This is a genomic window from Caulobacter sp. 602-2, assembly GCF_011043625.1.
In the GTDB taxonomy this organism is placed as follows: Bacteria; Pseudomonadota; Alphaproteobacteria; order Caulobacterales; family Caulobacteraceae; genus Caulobacter.
On the sequence record NZ_JAAKGT010000003.1, the window covers coordinates 300587 to 320653 of the forward strand.

Here is a 20067-nt window from a genome sequence, read left to right on the forward strand (position 1 = left end):
TTGGCGAACACGCTTTGTCTGTTCGCCCAGATTGTCCAGCCTCAGTAGGCCGGCTTGACCTCGATCGTGGTCACCTGCCTCGCAGAGCGCGACGGCTTGAGGTCGCCGTCCACCACGAGACGGTAGGGACCCTCGCGGGCGTCCAGCGGCGCTCCGTCCTTGCGGTCGGCGATGACGACGGGATTGGTGCGGTAGAACGGGTCGGTCTCGGCCAGGGAAAGGATCGAGACGTAGCCGTCGGCGGCCTTCACCAGCACCACCTGGTTCAGGTAGCGCCCCATCAGCCGATCGCCGTGCACCACCCCGGCCTGCACCAGCGCCGCGTTCAGCAGCGCGCCCTCGTAGACCGCGCTCTTGCCGCCCTCGACCATCGTCGCCTTGCCGCGCGGCAAAGCGGCCAGGTCGGCCGGGGTCAGGACGATGCTGTCACGCCCCTGGACGACGACCTTCAGGTCCTGGGCCAGCGCCCGAGCGGCGAAGACGGTCGGGGCCAGCGCCAGAACAGTGGCGGCGAGAACGGCGGCGAAACGCATGGCGGGCTCCTTGGACGCAGCGGGATGTGACGCTCCCGCCCGCCTCCGTGCAAGCCTCAACCGCGCCAGCCGAACACCAGCGGCTTGGACAGGAAGGCCAGGTCGCGCGGCGGCGCCTTGGCGGCGTGATCGCGGAACACCGTCGGATACAGCGAGACCACCAGCAGCACGGCCATGGTCACGTTGAACGTCCGCAGGATGGCGGGCCGGTCGAGGAAGCGCCGCAGCGCCACGCCAAACCCCGCCCAGGCGGCGCTGCACGGCGCGCCGACCAGCATGAACAGGCCCGCCAGCAGCGGCACGACCATGACGCCGCCGCCTTCCGGCGCGTAGGTGGTCACCGCGCCCAGCGCCATGGCCCAGGCCTTGGGGTTCACCCACTGAAAGGCCGCCGCCGCCCAGAAGCCCATCGGCTTGCTGCCCGCTTCGCGGTCGGAGACGCCCTTGGCCGTGCCGATCTTCCAGGCCAGCCACAGCATGTAGGCCGCCCCCGCCCAGCGCAGGATCTCGTGCAGCACCGGAACGGCCTTGAACAGGCCGCCCAACCCGAAGCCCATGGCCAGCACCATCACGCCCAGGCCCAGGCTGACCCCCAGGATGTGCAGGATCGTGCCACGGAAGCCGAAGTTCGCGCCCGAGGCCAGCAGCATCATGTTGTTCGGCCCCGGCGTGCCGGCCGTGGCGAAGGCGAACAGCACGAAGGCGAGGATCAGTTGCGGCGTCATCGGGACCTCCCTGGCGGAATGTCACGGTGATGATTTCGATTGATCCATGAGTCAAAACTTATATTGATACAGTGACAATGTAGCCGGACCGCGCCGATGACCGCTCCCTGGACCCCCGCCCTGCCCGACGGCGACGCCCCGATCTACGAGCGGCTGGTCGAGGCCCTGCGGGCCGACGTCGCCTCCGGCGCTCTGGCGGCCGGAACCCGCCTGCCGCCGCAGCGCGATCTCGCCCACCGCCTGGGCCTGGGCCTGGGCACCGTCACCCGGGCCTATGTCGAGGCCGAGAAGGCCGGCCTGGTCAGCGCCCATGTCGGCCGCGGCAGCTTCGTCAACGCACCGGGCGCGATCGCCAGCCCGCGTCGCCGCGAGGGGCCGATCAACCTGGCCCAGAACGTCGCCCTGAACTGGCCGGCCGCGCGGGCGATCGGCGAGACGATGCAGCGCCTGCGCCGCCGCCCCGACCTGGCCGAGCATCTCGACTACGCCCCCGCCGCGGGGCTGGAGCGCCATCGTCGCGCGGCCGCCGCGTGGCTGGCCCGCAGCGCCGGCTTCGAGACCGCCGACTGGACGCGGCTGGCGTGCTGCGCGGGGGCCCAGCAGGGCCTGGCCCTGGCCTTCGGCGCGGCCGTGCGCCCCGGCGACGTGGTGCTGTGCGAGGCCTCAACCTTCCACGGCGTCAAGGCCTTGGCGACCCACGCCGGCTATCGCCTGCAAGGCGTGGCGATGGACGACGAGGGCGCGATCCCCGAGGCGTTGGAAGACGCCGCCAGACGCACCGGCGCCCGCGTGGTCGCCCTGTTGCCCACCCTGCAGAACCCGACGGGACGGATCATGTCGCTGGCGAGGCGCGAGGCGATCGTCGCCATCGCCCGGCGGCTGGACCTGACCCTGATCGAGGACGACATCTACGGCGCCTACGCGCCCGGCGCGCCGCCGCCCCTGGCGATGCTGGCGCCCGAGCGCACCTTCCACGTCTCGGGCGTGTCCAAGACCCTGGCGCCGGGCCTGCGCGCCGGCTTCGTGCTGGCGCCCAGCGAAGCGGCCTTGGAGCGGATCCTCGACACCATGCGCGCCATCGCCTACGCGCCGCCGGGCTTTGGCATGCTGATCGCCGGCCAGTGGATCGAGGACGGCACGGCCGACGCCATCCTGGCCGAGATTCTCGAGGAGACCGCCGCCCGCGTCGCCCTGGCCCGATCGGTGCTGGGCCACGCCCTGGCGCCTCCAGCCTCGCCGACGGTTCCGCACCTGTGGCTGCCGATGGGCGAACTGGAGGCCGAGCGCCTTGCCGGCCGCGCCCTGCGCGGCGGCGCCGAAGTGACCCCGCCGGCCGCCCCGATCGTCGAGCCGGGCCTCGTCACCGGCGTGCGCCTGGCGCTGGGCGCGGCCTCGGACCGGGTCGAGCTGGAGCAGGGCCTGCGCATCGTCGCCGCGGCCCTGGCCGACGTCGACGAGCGCTCGCGACCGGTGATCTAGGCGGAGCCGAAGCCGCCTACTCGGCCGCGATCGCCTTGGCGTCCTTGGCGGCCTGCAGTTCGGCGGCCTTCTTTTCCACGAGCTCGACGATGTGGTCGATCATGCCGTCGTTGGACTGCTTGTGGTCGGGCTTGCCGGCCATGTAGACCATGCCCGCCCCGGCGCCGCCGCCGGTGAAGCCGATGTCGGTCATCAGGGCCTCGCCCGGGCCGTTGACCACGCAGCCGATGATCGACAGCGACATCGGCGTGGAGATGTGGGCCAGACGCTCTTCCAGCGTCTCCACCGTCTTGATGACGTTGAAGCCCTGACGGGCGCACGACGGGCAGGCGATGATGTTGACGCCGCGGTGGCGCAGGCCCAGCGACTTGAGGATGTCGAAACCGACCTTGATCTCTTCCACCGGGTCGGCGGCCAGGCTGACGCGGATGGTGTCGCCGATGCCGGCCCACAGCATCGAGCCCATGCCGATGGCGCTCTTGACGGTGCCGGTGCGCAGGGCGCCGGCCTCGGTCACGCCCAGGTGCAGCGGGCAGTCGATGGCCTCGGCCAGTTGCTGGTAGGCCGCGACGGTCAGGAACGGATCGGACGCCTTCACCGAGATCTTGAACTCGTGGAAGTCGTGGTCCTGCAGGATCCTGGCGTGGTTGAGGGCGCTTTCGACCATCGCCTCGGGGCACGGCTCGCCGTAGCGCTCCAGAAGCTCCCGCTCCAGCGAACCGGCGTTGACGCCGATGCGGATCGAGCAGCCGTGGTCCTTGGCGGCGTTGACCACGTCGCGCACGCGGTCGGGGCTGCCGATGTTGCCCGGATTGATCCGCAGGCAGGCCGCGCCGGCCTTGGCCGCCTCGATGCCGCGCTTGTAGTGGAAGTGGATGTCGGCCACGAGCGGGACCTTCGCCTCGCGGGCGATGATCTTGAAGGCCTCGGTGCTTTCGACATCGGGGCAGCTGACGCGCACGATGTCGGCGCCGGCCTCCTCCAGCTGGCGAATCTGAGTCAGCGTCGCGGCGGCGTCGCTGGTCAGGGTGTTGGTCATCGACTGCACCGAGATCGGCGCGTCGCCGCCGACCTCCACGCTGCCGACGCGGATCTTCCGCGACTTGCGGCGCTCGATCATGCGCCAGGGACGAACGTGGGTGTGGTCTGCGGCCATGGCGCCAATCTAAGGGGTTTGGCGAAGGAACCCAAGGGCGTCACGGAAGCTTCGTGACGCCTCTTGGCGAGGATCAGCGGCGAGGCGTCGTCGCGGTCGCCGGCGCGGCGGCCGGTTTGGCCGGCGCGGACGCGGGCGCGGGGGCCGGCGCCAGCTTGGACAGCTGGGTCTGCGGGGCCGACAGGCGGCCGCTCAGCACGCCGCCCGTGAACACGTCGATCGAGGTCGGCTCCGACACGTCGGCCACCAGGCCGGGCGTGCGCGGGATGCGGAACGCATCGCCGGCCGACAGCCAGCGCGTGAAATAGACGGACCCGTCGGCGCCGCGCACCGTCAGCGAGGTCGACTTGCGGGCCTGCAGGATGACGCCCGACGAGTCGGTCGGCGCTGCGCCGTACATCGCGCCCTTGCCCTTGAACGGCGCTCCGAGATTGGCGATCGCCTCAGGCGCGGCCTGGGCCTCGGCTTCCTTGCGGGCCTTGGCGGCGGCGGCCACGGCGTCGGCCGAACCGCCGGCGGCGGCGGCGGCTTCCAGTCCCGGGGTCACGTACGGCGCCGGCGTGGTCGATTCGGCCGGCGCCGGCAGCGGCGCGCCGAGCGAGACGGCCCCGCCGGCCTGGGCCGGAACAGACGTCGCCGGAGCGGCGGGCGCGGCCTGCGAGGCCACCTGCGCCTTGGGCTCGGCGTCATGGGTCATGGCGCGCTGGGCGACGTTCCACAGCACGATGGCGCCGCCGACCAGCAGGCCGCCGGCCAGCAGCAGGCCCAGGCGCGGGTCGCGCTGGCGATGCACGCCGATCGGCGCGCGCAGCGGTTCGGCGTCGTCGTGGGCTTCCAGCTTGAAGCGGGCCACGGCCGCCTCGGGGTCGAGCCGCAGCAGGCCGGCCACGGCCTTGATGTAGCCGATGGTGAACGGGCGCGAGGGCAGCTCGTCCAGGCGCATGTCCTCCAGCGCCTCGATATAGGCCTGGCGAATGCGCGTGGCGTCGGCCACGTCCTGCAGGGTCATGCCGTGGAACAGGCGGGCCGCACGCAGCGCCTCGCCCAGGTCGACGCCATGATCGACCGAAGGCTGCGCCGGCGGCGCGGCCGCGTCGTCGCGATCGCCTTCAGCGACCAGGCTCAAATGGCTCACCGTGCCCGTGTCGAGCGGCATGACGAACAGATCACCCCAGAAATTCGCGTCGCACGAGAGTCCGACCGATTTGCGCCGACGCTAGCCGGCATTCGTTAACATTCGATTGTGGATATCAAAGTAAGTGGCCGGATTCAATGAGCTAAACTTGGCCACAAGGTTAACCGGCCATCAGTCTAGATGGCGACATAGAGCTTCCGGGCCAAGGTTTCGATCTCGCCCCGGAGCGAACCGCCCGAGCCCTTCAGAAGGGCCTCGACGTTGCGCCGGGCCGCCTCGCGATCGCACGACAGCACCATCTGCTTGACCGGGCCGATGCCGGCCGGAGGCATCGACAGGCGGTCGAAACCCAAGGCCACCAAGGCGAAGGCCTCCAGGGGACGACCCGCCATCTCGCCGCACACCGACACCGGCGTTCCGGTGTCCTCGCAGGCCTGCTGGATGGTCTTGAGCGCCCGCAGCGCCGCCGGCGACAGCGGGTCGTAGCGGTCCGACACCCGCGGATTGCCGCGGTCGGCGGCGAACAGATACTGCATCAGGTCGTTGGTGCCGACCGACACGAAGTCGGTCATCGGCAGCAGCGCGTCCAAATGCCACAGAAGCGACGGCGCCTCGACCATCGCCCCGACGTCCAGGCGGGCGGGCGCGGGCCGGCCGCGCTTCAGCGCCCAGGCCACTTCCTGGTCGACGAAGGCGCGGGCGGCGCGGAACTCGTCCACATTGGCCACCAGCGGGAACATGATCCGCAGCTCGCGGCCGTTGGCGGCCTTGATCAGGGCGCGGATCTGCAGGCGCAGCAGGGCCGGACGGTCCAGGCCCATGCGCACGGCGCGCCAGCCCAGGGCCGGATTGTCCTCGCGCTCCAGCTCCATGTACGGCAGCAGCTTGTCGCCGCCGAGATCGAGCGTGCGGAAGGTCACCGGCATGCCGTCGGCCGCCTCCAGCACCTTCTCGTAGAGCGAGGTCTGGGCCTCCAGCCGCGGCATCTCCTCGGCGACCATGAACTGGAACTCGGTGCGGAACAGGCCGATGCCCTCCGCCCCGGTCTCGCCCAGGATGTCCAGGTCGACGGCCAGGCCCGCGTTCATCAGCAGGGTGATCTTGGAGCCGTCGCGGGTGAAGGCGGGCGTGTCGCGCAGGCGGGCGAACTCGGCCTTGCGCTGGGCGCGCACCTCCATCCGGGCCTTCAGCGCCTTGACCACGTCGGGACGCGGCCGCAGCCAGGCCTCGGCGGTCTCGGCGTCGACGACCACGGGGTCGCCCTCGCTGACCCGGTCGCGCAGGCCGGCCAGGCGGCCCACGCACGGGATGTCCAGCGCCCGGGCCACGATGCCGGCGTGGCTGGCGGCCGAGCCTTCCTCGAGCAGGATGCCCTTCAGCTTGGTGCGGTCGTATTCCAGCAGGTCGGCCGGACCGAGGTTCCGCGCGATCAGGATCGCGTCCTCGGGCAGCTGGCGCACGGCGTGCACGTCGCCCGACAGGTGGCGCAGCAGCCGGTCGTTCAGGTCTTCCAGGTCGTGCAGCCGCTCGCGCAGATAGGGATCGCGAGCCTGGCCCAGGCGCGCGCGGTGTTCCGAACGCACCCGCTCGACCGCCGCCTCGGCGGTCAGGCCCGAGCGCACGGCCTCCTGCAGGCCGCGGTTCCAGCCCCGGTCGTGGGCGAACAGGCGGTAGGTCTCGAGCACCTCGTACGACGCGCCGACCAGGCCGTGCTGCCCCTCCAGCATCTCGTCGATCTGGGTCTGCAGCGCCTCGATGGCGTAGGAGAGCCGGGCCTCCTCGGCCAAGGCGTCGTCCGACAGCAGTTGCTCGGGCGCCACCGGCTGCTCGTGCAGCACCGCCACGCCGTACGCCAGACCCTCGGCGAAGCGCGAGCCCTTCAGCCGCTCGGGCTTGTGCGGGGCCAGCTCGACGTCCTTGAGCTCGTCGGCGCCCAGGAGCTCGCTGGAGCTGACCATCTCGGCCAGCACCATGGCGATGATCTGCAGGTCCTCGACCTCTTCGTCCTCGTAGACCCGCTCGGTGCGGTTCTGGACGACGAGCACGCCGATGGCCCGGCCGCCGCGCAGCAGCGGCACGGCCAGGAAGGCATGATAAGGGTCTTCCCCCGTTTCCGGACGGTACGAGAAGGCCGGGTGGCTGGCGGCGTCCGACAGGTTCAGCGGGCGGCCAAGGCGCATGGTCTCGCCGACCAGGCCCTCGCCCGGCTTCATCCGGGTCACGTGGACGGCGTCGCGCGACAGGCCTTCGGTGGCGAACAGTTCCAGGTCGCCCGAGGCGCGCCGCAGGTAGATCGAGCAGACTTCGGCCACCATCGAGATGGCGATCGTGCGCACGACCATGTCGAGCTTGGCCTGGGCGGGGCCGCCGCCGGCCATGGCCTCGCGAATCTGGCGAAGCAGGCTTCTGGGTCCTCGAACGGCGATGCCGGGGCCTGCCATGTCGCCTGTCGTGCGCTCCCTTGGCTCCGACGTGTCCAAGCACGTCGTCCTGTCATGGGCGCTATAGCAGATTTCGCGCGTCGCACAGTGAGCGCGGCGTTTTTCTCGACCCTTAAGCGCAAAAAACGCCGCCCCTCCGAGAAGGGGCGGCGCACTGCCTAGCTTGTTGGCGATCAGGCCTTAGCGGCGCTGACCGTAGTAGTCGTAGCCGGTGTTGTAGCGATCGCCCTGGTAGCGACGGTTGTCGCGACGGTCGTAGCGGTCGTTATAGCCGTAGCGGTTGTTGCTGTAGTACGGGCGGCGGTCGTCATAGCGGCTGCTGTAGCGGTGATGACGCTTGTCGGTGGCGGTGGCCGCGCCGAGGGCGCCGCCGGCCAGGGCACCGACCGCGATCGCGCCGCCGTCGCCGTCGCCCAGCATGGCGCCGGCCGCGCCGCCCAGGACAGCGCCCAGGATGGCCCGCTCGGTCTTGTTGCTCTTGCCGCGATCGCCGGCGAAGGCGGCCGAGGCGGGCAGGACCAGAGCGCCGGCGATGGCGGTGCTGATGGCGATCTTGCTGAACTTACCGAAGGTCTTCATGGCATGTGCTCCTTGTTCCAGAAGCGTCGCCAATCCCGAGGGCGGCGCTGTTGATGGCCTTTATGAGCCTCGCCGTTTGAACCCAGTCTGAACGCGGTTGTTCATGTTGGCGTCAGGTTTCGTGCGTCCTTCGAGGCCCGCTACGCGGGCGCCTCAGGATGAGGAAGTCAGTGCATCGCCCCTCTTCCTGAGGTGCGAACCGAAGGTGAGCCTCGAAGGACGCAGGGCGGCTCAATGGCCCGCCGCCGGCCGGTGCAGCCGCACCGACCAGATCACGCCGGCCAGCATCAGGACGATGGCCGCCGCCTCCAGGGTGTGCGGCCAGCGGCCCTCATGCAGGAAGCCGTAGAGCAGCGCGAACAGCGTCTCGAACACGATCAGCTGGCCCGACAGCGACAGCGGCAGCACGCGGCTGGCGGCGTTCCACAGGCCGTTGCCGATCACCGAGGCGCCGATGGCCACCGCGAAGCTGACGGTCCAGAACCAGGTCCAGGCGGCCGGCGGATGGCTATCGCCGCCCAGCATGAAGGCCGGAACCACCAGCACCAGCGACAGCAGGCCGGTGGCCAGGCCCGTCAGCAACGACCATTCGTGGCTGTTGAACTTGGGCGTGGCGGCCAGGCGCCGGGCGTTCCAGACGGCGTAGGCGGTCCAGACCGCCAGCGCCAGGGTCGCGCCCAGCACGCCCAGCACGAGCTTGCCGACCGGCGCCCCCGACGAGGCGGTGAACACCGCCACGTTGATGCAGACGCCGCCGGCGACGATCAGGGCCAGCGGCCCGGCCAGGGCCCGCAGCGGCGTGCCCTCCCCCTTCCTGGCGCCGGCCAGGGTGATGGTCACGGGCAAAAGGCCGATGATCAGCGAGGCCAGAGCCACGCCCGCGGTCTGCACCGCGACCGACAGCCCCACATAGTAGACGAGGTTGCCCAGCAGGCTGAGCAGGGCCAGGTCGCGCCAGTCGCGTCCGTCCATCCGCGCCATCACCGATTTCCAGCTGGGCGCCAGCAGCACGGCGGCGGCCAGGCCGTAGGCGATGTAGCGCCCGGCGGTCATCTGCAGCGGCGTGAAGGCCTCCAAGAGCTTCGGGGCCAGGAACACCCCGCCCCACAGCGCGCCGGCGACAAGACCGTAGAGAAGACCAAGCAGCAGATTGCGGGGACTGACCATGGCGCCGACCTAGCAGGCGCGCGGGGCGGTGGCTTTGGCGAAAACTCCCGAAGATCGGGCGCGAGCTCCCACCTTTAGTCCCCGCGCTCCACCCGCCACTTGCGGAAGGCCTGCACGGCGACAAGCACGACCAGGAAGCCGGCCATCCCCAGCCAGGCCCGTCCGTGGCCCGACAGCTGCGGATCGCCCGCATAGCCGTTCCAGGCGACCAGCGCCGCGACGCCGCACACCGCCGCCAGGTTCGTCCAGCGCAGCCGGCGCAATCCCTCGCGTTTCCCCTGGTCCTTGGGCAGCCCCTCGGTCGCGGGCGTGCGATCGCTCAGCGCCCGGCGGGGCGCGTCCCAGGCCCGCTGGACCACCACCACGTTGACCAGCGTCAATCCGAACACCGTCATCGCGATCGGCACGTCCATCTTGCCGCCGAACGCCATGACCCAGGCGACGCCCGCCAATCCCAGGACCAGCATCAGGATGAACACCGTCCGGAGCGCGCGCTTCTGGGTTCGCGCGAAATCGGCCACGAAGCGGTCACGCTCCTCCGCGCTGACGCGATAGCCCGGCGAGGTCAGGGCGTGGCGAAACAGGTAGCCGTCGCCCTCGGGCTCGAAACGCCCTTCGAACGAAGCCTGCGCCGAAAAAAGACTGTTGGACATGATCCCCCCGGATCGGTCGTCGACGCCGGCGCCAACGCCGGCCTGCGCCGTCTAGCGCGAAGCGCGTCCCTTGCGCCAGACCGCCGGCGTCACGCCCAGCGCCGCCTTCATCCGCCGCGTCAGCGTGCTCTGGTCGCCGTGGCCGGTGCGGGCGGCGATCTGGGCGATCGACAGGGTCGGATCGTCCAGCAGCCTCTGCGCCGCGCGCAGCCGCGCGTCGGTCAGCGCCGCGTGCGGGGTCGCGCCGTAGGCGGCGGCGAAACGGTCGAAGAAGCGGCTCTGGCTCATGCCGGCCTCGGCCGCCAGGTCGCGCACGGTCAGGGGCTGGTGGTAGAGGGTCTCGATCATCGCCGCGGCGCGCGCCAGGCGAGGGTCGACGGCGATCGGGCCGCTCGACAGGCCTCGCAGCAGAAGCGGCGTCCACAGGCCCGCGACACCGTCGTCGATTCCACCCGGCGCCTCGCCCGACAGGAACGACAGCAGGCCGCGCACCGGACTGGTGACCGACGCGAACGGCTTTTCGCGCAGCCGCTCGAACGGCGCCATCAAGGCCGAGCCGATGTCGGCCACCACGAACAGGTTCTCGCCATCGGCGGCGCAGACGTGACGCGTGCCCGGCGGGATCACCGCGGCGCTGCCCGGATCGACCCGGCCGCCCTTGCCGTCGATCTCGATCTCCAGCACGCCGCGGCGCGGCAGCACGATCTGGTCGAAGTCGTGGGCGTGCGAGATCGCCTCGACGCTGTAGCGGCGGAAGGACAGCTCTGCGGGGGCGGTCAGGTCGTGGCCCATGACCTCACTATAGCGAACTCAGCCGTGTCCCGGCAGGGCCAGCGGCTCTTCGGCGTCCATGACCAGGCGCCGGGCCTGCTCCAGGGCGGCCTCGATGTCGGCCTCGATGAACTCGACCTGCAGGTCGGTCAGCGGATGGGGCGCGGCGACGACGTTGCGCAGATAGTCGCGCTTTTCCGGCTCGGTCATCGTCCACCAGCCGACGGTGTGGCCTTCCTCGATCACGGCGTCGCCCATGGCCAGCAGGTCGTCGGTGTCGAAGATCGGCTGGCCGGGCTTTTCGGGGAACCACTGGCCATCGTCCGGCAGGGCCTGGTCCAGCTGGCGCAGCAGGGCCGCCAGCCACGGGCTGACCAGTAGCGGCTTTTCATAGCCGTCGCCGAACTTGGCGCGCAGCAGAAGGTCGTAGAGCAGGTCGAGCCCGGCGTCGCCCTGGAAGGTGACGGTCTTGGCGGCGGGATCGAACTTGAAGACGTCGGACATGGGACTCTCGAAGGCTGGTGCGCCTTCATAACGTCAGAGCACGACGTTTAGGCAACGACCGTGCGTCCTTCGAGGCCCGCTGACGCGGGCGCCTCAGGATGAGGGGATCAGCACGAGGCGTTCCTCATCCTGAGGTGCGAGCCGCAGGCGAGCCTCGAAGGACGCACCGCGGCTCGGCGATCTTACAGCTGGTCCAGGCCGTACACGGCGTGCAGGGCGCGGACGGCCAGCTCGGTATAGGCCGCGTCGATCAGGACCGAGATCTTGATCTCCGAGGTCGAGATGACCTGGATGTTGATGTTCTTCTCGGCCAGGGCCGCGAACATCGACTGGGCGACGCCGGCGTGCGAACGCATGCCCACGCCGATCACCGACACCTTGGCCACGTCCTCGTTGACGGCCACGTCCTCGAAGCCGATCTCGGCCTGGGCGGCGCGGACGATCTCGACGGCGCGGGCGGCGTCACGCTTGCCGACGGTGAACTCCATGTTGGCGGTCGCATTGGTGCGGGCGCGCGACTGCACGATCATGTCGACGTTCACGTTGGCGTCGGCCAGGCGGCCGAAGATCGCCGAGGACACGCCCGGATGGTCGGGCAGGCCCAGCAGGGTGATCTTGGCTTCGTCGCGGCTGTAGGCGACGCCCGAGACGATGCGCTTTTCCATGATTTCTTCCTCGTCGCAGACGATCGTACCTTGGCCGGGGGCTTCGCCCGGCTCGACGAAACTCGACAGCACCCGCACCGGCACGCGATGGGCCATGGCCATCTCGACCGAACGGGTCTGCAGCACCTTGGCCCCCAGCGAGGCCATTTCCAGCATTTCTTCGTAGCTGATCTTGGCCAGGCGCTTGGCCTTGCTCTCGATCCGCGGGTCGGTGGTGTAGACCCCGTCCACGTCGGTGTAGATGTCGCAGGCGCCCTTCACGGCGGCGGCGATGGCCACGGCGCTGGTGTCCGAACCGCCACGGCCCAGCGTGGTGATGCGGCGCTTGGGCGTCACGCCCTGGAAGCCGGCGATGACGGCGATCTCGCCGGCCTCGAAGCACTCTTCCAGGTTTTCCGGCGGGATTTCCTCGATCCGGGCGCGGCCGTGGGCCTCGTCGGTGATGATCGGAACCTGCCAGCCCAGGAACGAACGGGCCTTGTGGCCCATGTTGCGCAGGGTCATGGCCAGGAGGCCGGCGGTCACCTGCTCGCCCGACGCCACGACGGCGTCGTACTCGTCGTCAGACTCCGGCAGGCCAGCGGCGGCGCGGCCGGCTCCGTCCGTCCAGGCGACCAGTTCGTTGGTCTTGCCCGACATGGCGGAAACGACGACGGCGACCTGCTTGCCCGTGGCGACTTCCGCGGCGACCAGGCGCGCCACCCGGCGGATGCGCTCCAGGTCGGCCACCGAGGTGCCGCCGAACTTCATCACCAGACGTGACACGTCTCTAAATCCTCGAACCAAAGCGGTTTTTTCTTGCGCCTTCGCGGCTGGAACCCGTCCCCCCGCGCAAGCTCGCGCCTTCTAGCGGGGCCTCGGCGCAACGGCAATGTCGCCGATGTGTCTTTTTTCTCGCAGCATGGCGCGAAAAATTGGCCGTGCTAGATACCGGCCATGACCAGCGCCGCCCCCGACCCCGCAGGAAGCACGCCCAACTGGAGCATCGACCCCGCCGACGTGGCGCGGTTCTCGGCCATCGCGGCCGAGTGGTGGGACCCGAAAGGCAAGTTCGCGCCGCTGCACGTGTTCAATCCCTGCCGGCTGGCCTTCATCCGCGAGCAGGCGCTGGAGCGCTTCGGCCGTGACGGCAATGACCGCGCGCCGTTCGAGGGCCTGTCCCTGATCGACATCGGCTGCGGCGGCGGCCTGCTGAGCGAGCCGATGGCGCGCCTGGGCTTTTCCGTCACCGCCATCGACGCCTCGGAAAACAACATCAAGACCGCCGCGGCCCACGCCGCCGAGCAGGGCCTATCGATCGGCTATCGCCCGGCCACCGCCGAGCAGCTGCTGGCCGAAGGCGCGGGCCCGTTCGACGTGGTGCTGACCATGGAGGTCATCGAGCACGTGGCCGACCCGGGCGCCTTCCTGCGCACCTGCTCGCAACTGCTCAAGCCCGGCGGCCTGATGATCGTGGCCACCCTGAACCGCACGCTGAAGGCCCTGGCGCTCGCCAAGATCGGCGCCGAGTACGTGCTGCGCTGGGTGCCGCCCGGCACCCACGAGTGGAAGCAGTTCCTCAAGCCCGAGGAGCTTCGCGCCTTCCTGGCCGGCGAGCCGGTTCAGATGCACGGCCCGTTCGGCGTCGCCTACAATCCGCTGACCGGCCGCTGGAGCCGCTCCACCGACGTCGACATCAACTACATGATGACGGTCACCAAGCCGGCGGCGTGACGGCGAACTTGGTTCGCGGTAAAGTCGTATCATGTCTGAGAGTGGACCGCTCATAATCAGCGACCAGAAGATACTGGCGAAGATCCACGAGTTGGCGCGTCTGCGTGGCTGCACGCCGCACGAGGCCGTCCGCATGGCAGTCGAAGAAACGCTCGAACGCGAGCGCCGCAAGGTCGCCCTGAAAGAGGCTTGACGGCGCGCCGTCGAAAGCCAACCTCAGGCTGTAACCCTCGGAGTACCCCCTCATGTCCGCCCTGCTGATCGCCCTCGCCGCCGCCCTGCCCTCTCTGGCCGGGGATTTCGATGGGGACGGCAAGGCCGACCAGGCGCGGCTGGAGCCGCGCGGCGGGGCCCATGTGCTGGTGGTCGAGCGCGCCGCCGCGCCGGGCAAACCCGAGACTGTGACGATGGTGGCCGACGCCAGCGGCTTCTTCATCGCCACCCAGCCGCCGGGCGCCTATCCCACCACCTGCGCCAAGGACGTGGGCGCGCCGTGCGCCGCCGACGAGCCGCGCAAGGTCGAGCTGAAGGCCCCCGCCCTGGCCTTCGGCGCCGAAGAGGCCTCGCTGGCCGTCGCCGTCTGGACCGGCGAACGCTTCGCCGTGACCTGGCTGAACGACTGATCGGGCCCTTTCCGGGAACCTTGGCCTTCGCCAAGGCTTATTCCGCCGCAGGGACTTTGAACCCGAGCCGGCGTCTTGTGGGGCGGGATGTCGGTTCGTTCGTCGGAACGGAGACTTCCCCATGACTTCCCGCCGCATGGCTTGGCTGATGGCCGGCGCCGTCGCCATCAGCACGGCCGCGCCCGCGCTGGCTCAGGACGCCGGCTACCAGCAGCAGCTGCGCACCTACGAGGAGCAGCGCTCGTCCTACGAGGCCCGCCGGGCCGACTACGACAGCAGCCGCGCCCAGTACGACGCCGACCGCACCGCCTATGAGCGGGCCCGCAGCGACTATGACCGTCGCTACGGATCGGGCGCTTATGATCGTCGCTATCCCGAAGAGGCCCGCCGCTGGCGCACGCCCGCCTACCCGACCAGCAACGCCTATTACGGCGAGCAGCGCCAGTTCGAGGCCGACCGGGCCGCCTACGAGCGCGCCCGCGACCGCTATGACGCCCGCAACGGCCGCGGCGCCTACGACCGCCGCTATCCGGACGAGGCCCGCCGGTTCGACACCAGCGGCTACGACAACCGCTACGCCGACGACTACGACGCCCAGCGCCGGCAGTGGGAGGCCGATCGCGCCGCCTACGAGCGGGCGCGCGACGACTACGACCGCCGCTATGGCCGCGGCTCCTATGATCGCCGCTACCCCAACGAGGCCGGACGCTGGGACGACGGCCCGCCGCCGCCCGCCTACGCCGGCGGCTCGGGCCTGTCGGGCGGCTATGACGACCCCTGCCGTGACGACGCCAAGCGCAACGCCACCGCCGGCGGCGTGATCGGCGCCCTGGCCGGGGCGGTGATCGGCTCGAACGTCGCGGCCCGCAACGCCAAGACCGAGGGCGCGGTGCTGGGGGCCCTGGCCGGCGCCGGCGTCGGCGCGGCGATCGGCAATTCGGCCGCCAAGGCCCGCTGCGACACCCGTGGCCAGTACTGGTCGTACGAGGACACCGTGCCCTATCGCGAAAGCGCCGAGTATCGCGACCGGGCCGGCGGCTATTCGGAATGGAACCGCTACAGCGAGCGCAAATGCCGCCTGGCGCCGGCCCAGACCGAGTACCAGGGCCGCAACGAGACCCGCTACGTCCGCGTCTGCCCCGACAGCGACAACCGCTATCGCCTGGAAGGCTGACCACAGGCCAAGCTCCGCGTCGGGCGTCCGACATAGAACCGACACGGAGCTTCGGCGTTATCTCCCCCAAGGGACATAGAACACACGCTCTCAAACGGAGGTCGCCATGCGCGTCCAGATGAAAACCTTGATCGTCGCGGTGAGCCTCGCCTTCACCGCCTCCACGCTCGCCGTCACCGCCGCCGAAGCCCAGCAGCGCCGCGAACGCGTGCTCGTCTGCAAGAGCACCAAGAAGGCGCGCAACAAGGGCACTGTGATCGGCGGCCTGACCGGCGGCACGCTCGGCGCGGCCGTGGCCGGCAACGGCGCCAAGACCGAGGGCGCGATCCTCGGCGGCGTCGTCGGCGCGGTGGCCGGCAACCAGATCGCCAAGAAGAACTCCAAGAAGAACTGCCACTACGAGTACCGCTACCGCTAAGCGGGCTCGCTGATCGGTCGGAAGGCCCGCCCCGCCTGGGGCGGGCCTTTTTCATGCGCGCTTGAACCAATCGGTCGCGCCGCCGCGCGGGCGAGGCCGCATCGTTCAAGCCCGACGGCGGTCCTCGCATCATGGTCTGGCGACCCTGCCGCGAGGAACACGACCATGGCCGAGAGCCTGACCATCCAGACCGACGACGGAAGCTTCCAGGCCCTGGTCGTCCGCCCCGACACCAGCGGGCCCGCACCGGTCGTCGTGGTCGTGCAGGAGATCTTCGGCGTCAACGCCGGCATCCGCCTGATCGCCGCCGAATACGCCGTGCAGGGCTTCATCGCCGTCTGTCCCGACCTCTTCTGGCGGGCCGAGCCGGGCCTCTCGATGTCGGAGAACAGCGAGGAGAACTGGAAGAAGGCCCTCGACATCTACGGCGCCTACGACTTCGACCAGGGCGCGGCCGACGTGCTCAAGACCGTCGAGGCCGCGCGCGGCATCGAAGGCGGCAACGGCAAGGTCGGCCTGACCGGCTACTGCCTGGGCGGGCTGATGACCTTCCTCGGCGCGGCCCGCGGCGCGCCCGACGCGGCCGTGGCCTACTACGGCGGCGGCACCGAGCGCTATGTCGGCGAGGCGGACGGCGTGAAGGCCCCGCTGCTGATGCACCTGGCCGGCGACGACGAGTTCATCGGCCCCGAGGCCCGCGCGACCATCGTCGAGGCCCTGGCCGGCCGGCCCAACGTCGAGGTCCACGTCTATCCCGGCCGCAACCACGCCTTCGCCCGCCCCGGCGGCAATCACTACGACAAGGCCGACGCCGAGACGGCCAACGGCCGCACCCTGGCGTTCTTCAAGGAAAAGCTGGGCTAGGCGCCGCTCTTAGTCGTCATCCCGGAAAGCGCGCAGCGCTTATCCGGGACCCAGGGGACCGGGCGCAGCGCCTGGGTTATCCGCCCAGCAGTAGCCAGCGCATAGCGGCGGCCCCTGGGTCCCGGCTCTACGCGCTGCGCGCTCCGGCCGGGATGACGAGCATTGGGCTGGCGAGGTTCAGTTCACGTCCGTCTTCTTCGGCGGCGCGGGCGGCAGGGCGGCGATCTTGACGCCGTCCTCCAGCAGGCTCTTGACCTCCTTGGGAGAGGCCTCGCCGTAGATGCCGCGCTCCTCGGACTTGCCCTCGTGGATGTCGCGGGCCTCCTTGGCGAAGCGGTCGCCGACATAGTCGAAGTTCTCCTCGACCTCGCGGCGCACCTCGCTCATGGCGGTCATCATCATCTCGCGCATGCGGGCGTCGGGCTCGGGGGACGCGCGCTGGGCTTTCGTCCCCGCCACGGCGGGCGCCATGATCTGCTTGCGCACGCCCGTCGAGCCGCACACGGGGCATTCGACGAGCCCCCGGGCGGCCTGGTCGTCATAGTCGCTCGACGAGCCGAACCAGCCTTCGAACTCGTGCGCGTGGTCACAGGCGAGCGCGTACTTGATCATGGCCTTACAGATATGGGGTCAGGGGCCCGTGAATTCACGGGCGTTGGCCAGGACCGGGATGGCCGCGCGGGCCTTGTCGGCGGCGGCCAGGTCGAGATCGGCGATCAGCACGCCAGGCTCGTCGTGGTCGAGCTTGCCGATCACCTCGCCCCACGGGCCGATGGCGATCGAGCGGCCCCAGGTGCCGCGCCCGTCCTCGTGGAAGCCGCCTTGCGCGGCGGCGATGACGAACGAACCGGTCTCGATGGCCCGGGCGCGCAGCAGCACCTCCCAATGGGCCTCGCCGGTCGGACGGGTGAAGGCGGCCGGTGCGGTGATCACCTTGGCCCCCGCCAGCGCCAGGGCCCGGTGCAAGGCCGGAAAGCGCATGTCGTAGCAGATGGTCAGACCGGTCGGGCCAAGCGGCGTGTCGACAACCACCGCGCGATCGCCGGGGGTGTAGACGGCCGATTCTCGAGCCGTCTCGCCGGTGGGCAGCTGCACGTCGAACATGTGCAGCTTGTCGTAGGTCGCCACGATCGCGCCGGCCGGATCGATCACGGCCTGCCTGTTGGCGGCCTTGCCGTCCTCGCGCAGCACCAGGGCCGAGCCGACGTCGATCCAGACGCCGTACTCCCGCGCCAGGGCCTGCAGGCCGCGCACGACCACGTCGTCCTCCAGCGGGACCAGGGTCGGCAGCAGCCGCTCCTTGTCCTTCTGCAGCACGTTGACGCCCTCCGGCGTCAGGATGAACGCAGCGCCCGCCTCGGCGGCCTGCCGCACCAGCGGCGCGACATGCTCCAGGGCGGCGGCCTGGGTGGCCGGGGTGCGGGTCTGGACAAGACCGACCCGGACGCTCATGCGGCCAGCAGCGGGTCCAGCCGGCCCTCGCGCTCGAGCGCCATCATGTCGTCGCAGCCGCCGATGTGCTGCTCGCCCACGAAGATCTGCGGAAAGGTGTTGCGACCCGAGCGGTCCATCATTTCCTGGCGCAGCTTGGGGTCCATGCCGGCTTCGATCTCGGTGAAGTCGGCGCCCTTGTCGTTGAGCAGCTTCAGGGCGCGGGCGCAGTAGCCGCAGAACGGACGGGTGTAGATGGTGACCTTGGCCATTTCGGTTCCAAAGGGTTGGATTCCCGCCCTCATATAGGACGGCTTCGCATTTCTGTAACGCGCGCGACGACAGTCAGGTCGACAGCCGAGGCTCCGGCCGCCAGCAAGGCCCTCGCGCAGCCCTCGGCGGTGGCCCCGGTGGTCAGCACGTCGTCGACCAGCAGCACCCGTTTTCCCTCGATCAGGGGCCGCTTGGCGTCGGGCACGGCGAAGGCGGCGGCGACGTTGCGGCGGCGGCCGTCGGCCGACTTGCCGCCCTGGCTGGCGGTGTCGCGTTTCCTGACCAGCGCGTCGGCCAGGTAGGGCCGCCCCGCCGTCCTGGCCAGCGGCCGGGCGATCTCGGCGGCCTGGTTGTAGCGACGGCGCAGCAGGCGGGTGCGGTGCATCGGCACGGGAACCACCGCCTGGGCCTCGTCCAGCAGGTCGGGCGCGGCGCGCGAGATCCAGCGGGCGAACAGGCCCGACAAGTCCGTCCGGTCGGCGTGCTTGAGCTTCAGCACGAGATCGCGGGAGTGTTCGTCATAGAGGCAGGCCGCCCTGGCCCGCGCGAAGGCCCTTGGCCGGGCCAGGCACAGCGCGCACAGCGGCTCGCCCTGGTCGAACGGGAACGGCGCACTGCAGCCGTCGCAGACCGGACCGTCGAGAAAGGCGATGCGGCTCCAGGCCCCAGCCGAGAGGCCCGGCGTCAGGGCCGGCTCGCCGTCGAAGGCGCGCGGCGGCAGGATCAGGTCGAGCAGGCCCCTTCCCAGGCCCGACAGACGCGGACCGGGTTTCCATTGGAGGAAGGAATCGCCATGTTCCGCCCGCATGACCAGTTCGCCCCTCCTCTTCGACCGCGACCTCCTTCGAGCCCGCCTCGACCGCGCCGCGCCGCATTTCGGCCAGGCCGGTTTCCTCAAGGCGCGCGCCGCCGGTGACGCGGTCGTGCGGCTGGAGGCGATCCTGCGGGAGTTTCCGGTCGCCGTCGATCTCGGAAGCCGAGACGGCGCTTTCCGCCAGGCCCTGTCGGAAAGCGACGCCGCCGCCAAGATCGGCCTGTTGATCGACACCGACCTGTCGGCCCGGATGCTGGCCGGCCGCGGCGCCGCCGTGGTCGCCGACGAGGAGCGCCTGCCGTTCGGCGACGAGACGCTGGACCTGGTCGTCTCGACCCTGGCCCTGCACTGGACCAACGACCTGGTGGGCGCGCTGATCCAGATCCGCCGCGCACTGCGGCCCGACGGCCTCTTCATCGGCGCGCTGTTCGGCGGCGCCACCCTGACCGAGCTGCGCCAGTCGCTGATGGCGGCCGAGGACGAAATCTCGGGCGGCGTCTCGATGCGGGTCTCGCCCTTCGCCGACACGGTCGACGCCGCGGGCCTGCTGCAGCGCGCCGGCTTCACCCTGCCGGTCGCCGACATCGATCGCGTGAAGGTGCGCTACGCCCACCCGATCGCCCTGCTGCAGGACCTGCGCCGCATGGGCGAGACCAGCGTGCTGCTGGACCGCTCGCGCAAGCCCCTGACCCGCAAGCTGCTGTTCCGGGCGCTGGAGATCTACCAGGAGCGCTTCGCCGAGGCCGACGGCCGCGTGCCCGCCACCTTCGAGATCGTCACCGCCACCGGCTGGGCGCCGCACGACAACCAGCAGAAGCCCCTGCGTCCGGGCTCGGCCAAGATGCGCCTGGCGGATGCGCTGGGGGTCAAGGAACAGCCGGCCGGCGACAAGGCGGGCTGAGGCGGCGACCGTAAGGAACCTCCCCCTGTGGGGGAGGCGGCCGAAGGC

General features: G+C 70.5%; 23 protein-coding genes. 8 read left to right on the forward strand and 15 right to left on the reverse strand.

The features are described 5' to 3' along the window. Nucleotides 1–41: 41 nt before the first annotated feature. Together G5B46_RS09690 and G5B46_RS09695 are read right to left on the reverse strand one after the other, a co-directional pair. A complete protein-coding gene (locus G5B46_RS09690) occupies nucleotides 42–533 on the reverse strand; it encodes a molybdopterin-dependent oxidoreductase (RefSeq protein WP_165258172.1) in 492 nt (163 codons plus the stop codon). Between the two features lie 56 nt (nucleotides 534–589). Continuing rightward, nucleotides 590–1258, reverse strand: coding sequence for a LysE family translocator (locus G5B46_RS09695; RefSeq protein ID WP_165258174.1), 669 nt, complete (start codon nucleotides 1256–1258; stop codon nucleotides 590–592). A 96-nt stretch (nucleotides 1259–1354) separates the two neighbouring features. Here G5B46_RS09695 and G5B46_RS09700 point away from each other — a divergent pair, with 96 nt between their 5' ends. Beyond that, the gene (locus G5B46_RS09700; protein ID WP_165258176.1) at nucleotides 1355–2737 is read left to right on the forward strand and encodes a PLP-dependent aminotransferase family protein; all 1383 of its coding nucleotides are present in this window, start codon (nucleotides 1355–1357) and stop codon (nucleotides 2735–2737) included. A 16-nt stretch (nucleotides 2738–2753) separates the two neighbouring features. Here G5B46_RS09700 and ispG read toward each other — a convergent pair whose 3' ends face one another. From ispG to G5B46_RS09745, 9 genes are all read right to left on the reverse strand, one after another. Beyond that, nucleotides 2754–3893, reverse strand: a complete 1140-nt coding sequence (ispG, locus tag G5B46_RS09705; protein ID WP_165258178.1) for a flavodoxin-dependent (E)-4-hydroxy-3-methylbut-2-enyl-diphosphate synthase — start codon at nucleotides 3891–3893, stop codon at nucleotides 2754–2756. A 73-nt stretch (nucleotides 3894–3966) separates the two neighbouring features. Next, complete coding sequence (locus G5B46_RS09710) at nucleotides 3967–5049, reverse strand: helix-turn-helix transcriptional regulator (RefSeq protein WP_165258180.1); 1083 nt, start codon at nucleotides 5047–5049, stop codon at nucleotides 3967–3969. A gap of 155 nt (nucleotides 5050–5204) precedes the next feature. Beyond that, nucleotides 5205–7469: a phosphoenolpyruvate--protein phosphotransferase gene (ptsP, locus tag G5B46_RS09715; protein ID WP_165258182.1), complete on the reverse strand. Its 2265-nt coding sequence runs from the start codon at nucleotides 7467–7469 to the stop codon at nucleotides 5205–5207. A 180-nt stretch (nucleotides 7470–7649) separates the two neighbouring features. Then, nucleotides 7650–8048, reverse strand: coding sequence for a hypothetical protein (locus G5B46_RS09720; protein WP_165258183.1), 399 nt, complete (start codon nucleotides 8046–8048; stop codon nucleotides 7650–7652). Nucleotides 8049–8279: 231 nt separating this feature from the next. Beyond that, entirely contained in the window at nucleotides 8280–9215 is a 936-nt protein-coding gene (locus tag G5B46_RS09725; RefSeq protein ID WP_165258185.1) for a DMT family transporter, read from the reverse strand. Between the two features lie 74 nt (nucleotides 9216–9289). Further along, nucleotides 9290–9868: a hypothetical protein gene (locus G5B46_RS09730; protein ID WP_165258187.1), complete on the reverse strand. Its 579-nt coding sequence runs from the start codon at nucleotides 9866–9868 to the stop codon at nucleotides 9290–9292. A gap of 51 nt (nucleotides 9869–9919) precedes the next feature. Then, nucleotides 9920–10660 (reverse strand): AraC family transcriptional regulator, encoded by a 741-nt coding sequence (locus G5B46_RS09735; RefSeq protein WP_165258189.1) that lies wholly within the window; start codon nucleotides 10658–10660, stop codon nucleotides 9920–9922. An 18-nt stretch (nucleotides 10661–10678) separates the two neighbouring features. Beyond that, nucleotides 10679–11143, reverse strand: a complete 465-nt coding sequence (locus G5B46_RS09740; protein ID WP_165258191.1) for a hypothetical protein — start codon at nucleotides 11141–11143, stop codon at nucleotides 10679–10681. A gap of 182 nt (nucleotides 11144–11325) precedes the next feature. After that, nucleotides 11326–12573, reverse strand: a complete 1248-nt coding sequence (locus G5B46_RS09745; RefSeq protein ID WP_165258193.1) for an aspartate kinase — start codon at nucleotides 12571–12573, stop codon at nucleotides 11326–11328. Between the two features lie 171 nt (nucleotides 12574–12744). On the opposite strand from G5B46_RS09745, the gene ubiG reads away from it, so the two are divergent. The 6 genes from ubiG to G5B46_RS09775 all read left to right on the forward strand — a co-directional run bounded on the left by ubiG (nucleotide 12745) and on the right by G5B46_RS09775 (nucleotide 16600). Beyond that, nucleotides 12745–13521 carry a bifunctional 2-polyprenyl-6-hydroxyphenol methylase/3-demethylubiquinol 3-O-methyltransferase UbiG gene (ubiG, locus tag G5B46_RS09750; protein WP_165258195.1) on the forward strand — a complete coding sequence of 259 codons (777 nt, stop codon included), beginning with the start codon at nucleotides 12745–12747 and terminating at the stop codon, nucleotides 13519–13521. 31 nt (nucleotides 13522–13552) lie between these two features. Next, nucleotides 13553–13714: a type II toxin-antitoxin system VapB family antitoxin gene (locus G5B46_RS09755; RefSeq protein ID WP_165258197.1), complete on the forward strand. Its 162-nt coding sequence runs from the start codon at nucleotides 13553–13555 to the stop codon at nucleotides 13712–13714. A gap of 52 nt (nucleotides 13715–13766) precedes the next feature. Beyond that, nucleotides 13767–14144 carry a hypothetical protein gene (locus G5B46_RS09760; RefSeq protein WP_165258198.1) on the forward strand — a complete coding sequence of 126 codons (378 nt, stop codon included), beginning with the start codon at nucleotides 13767–13769 and terminating at the stop codon, nucleotides 14142–14144. 121 nt (nucleotides 14145–14265) lie between these two features. After that, nucleotides 14266–15318 (forward strand): glycine zipper 2TM domain-containing protein, encoded by a 1053-nt coding sequence (locus G5B46_RS09765; protein ID WP_165258200.1) that lies wholly within the window; start codon nucleotides 14266–14268, stop codon nucleotides 15316–15318. 106 nt (nucleotides 15319–15424) lie between these two features. Next, nucleotides 15425–15736, forward strand: coding sequence for a glycine zipper 2TM domain-containing protein (locus tag G5B46_RS09770; protein WP_101718253.1), 312 nt, complete (start codon nucleotides 15425–15427; stop codon nucleotides 15734–15736). A gap of 165 nt (nucleotides 15737–15901) precedes the next feature. Continuing rightward, entirely contained in the window at nucleotides 15902–16600 is a 699-nt protein-coding gene (locus G5B46_RS09775) for a dienelactone hydrolase family protein (protein ID WP_165258202.1), read from the forward strand. Nucleotides 16601–16777: 177 nt separating this feature from the next. Here the strand turns inward: G5B46_RS09775 and G5B46_RS09780 are convergent, their stop codons facing one another. Genes G5B46_RS09780 through G5B46_RS09795 form a run of 4 tightly spaced genes read right to left on the reverse strand, consistent with a single transcriptional unit; the run spans nucleotide 16778 to nucleotide 19112 of the window. Continuing rightward, nucleotides 16778–17212, reverse strand: a complete 435-nt coding sequence (locus G5B46_RS09780) for a DUF1178 family protein (protein WP_165258204.1) — start codon at nucleotides 17210–17212, stop codon at nucleotides 16778–16780. Between the two features lie 18 nt (nucleotides 17213–17230). Further along, entirely contained in the window at nucleotides 17231–18052 is an 822-nt protein-coding gene (locus tag G5B46_RS09785) for a carbon-nitrogen hydrolase family protein (RefSeq protein ID WP_165258206.1), read from the reverse strand. Further along, nucleotides 18049–18303, reverse strand: a complete 255-nt coding sequence (gene grxC / locus G5B46_RS09790; protein WP_116569817.1) for a glutaredoxin 3 — start codon at nucleotides 18301–18303, stop codon at nucleotides 18049–18051. Before grxC ends, G5B46_RS09785 begins: the two co-directional genes overlap by 4 nt. Nucleotides 18304–18332: 29 nt before the next feature. Then, nucleotides 18333–19112, reverse strand: a complete 780-nt coding sequence (locus G5B46_RS09795; RefSeq protein WP_165258208.1) for a ComF family protein — start codon at nucleotides 19110–19112, stop codon at nucleotides 18333–18335. Here G5B46_RS09795 and G5B46_RS09800 point away from each other — a divergent pair. After that, nucleotides 19111–20019, forward strand: a complete 909-nt coding sequence (locus G5B46_RS09800; protein WP_165258210.1) for a methyltransferase domain-containing protein — start codon at nucleotides 19111–19113, stop codon at nucleotides 20017–20019. The two genes, G5B46_RS09795 and G5B46_RS09800, sit on opposite strands and share 2 nt — an antisense overlap. Nucleotides 20020–20067 lie beyond the last annotated feature (48 nt).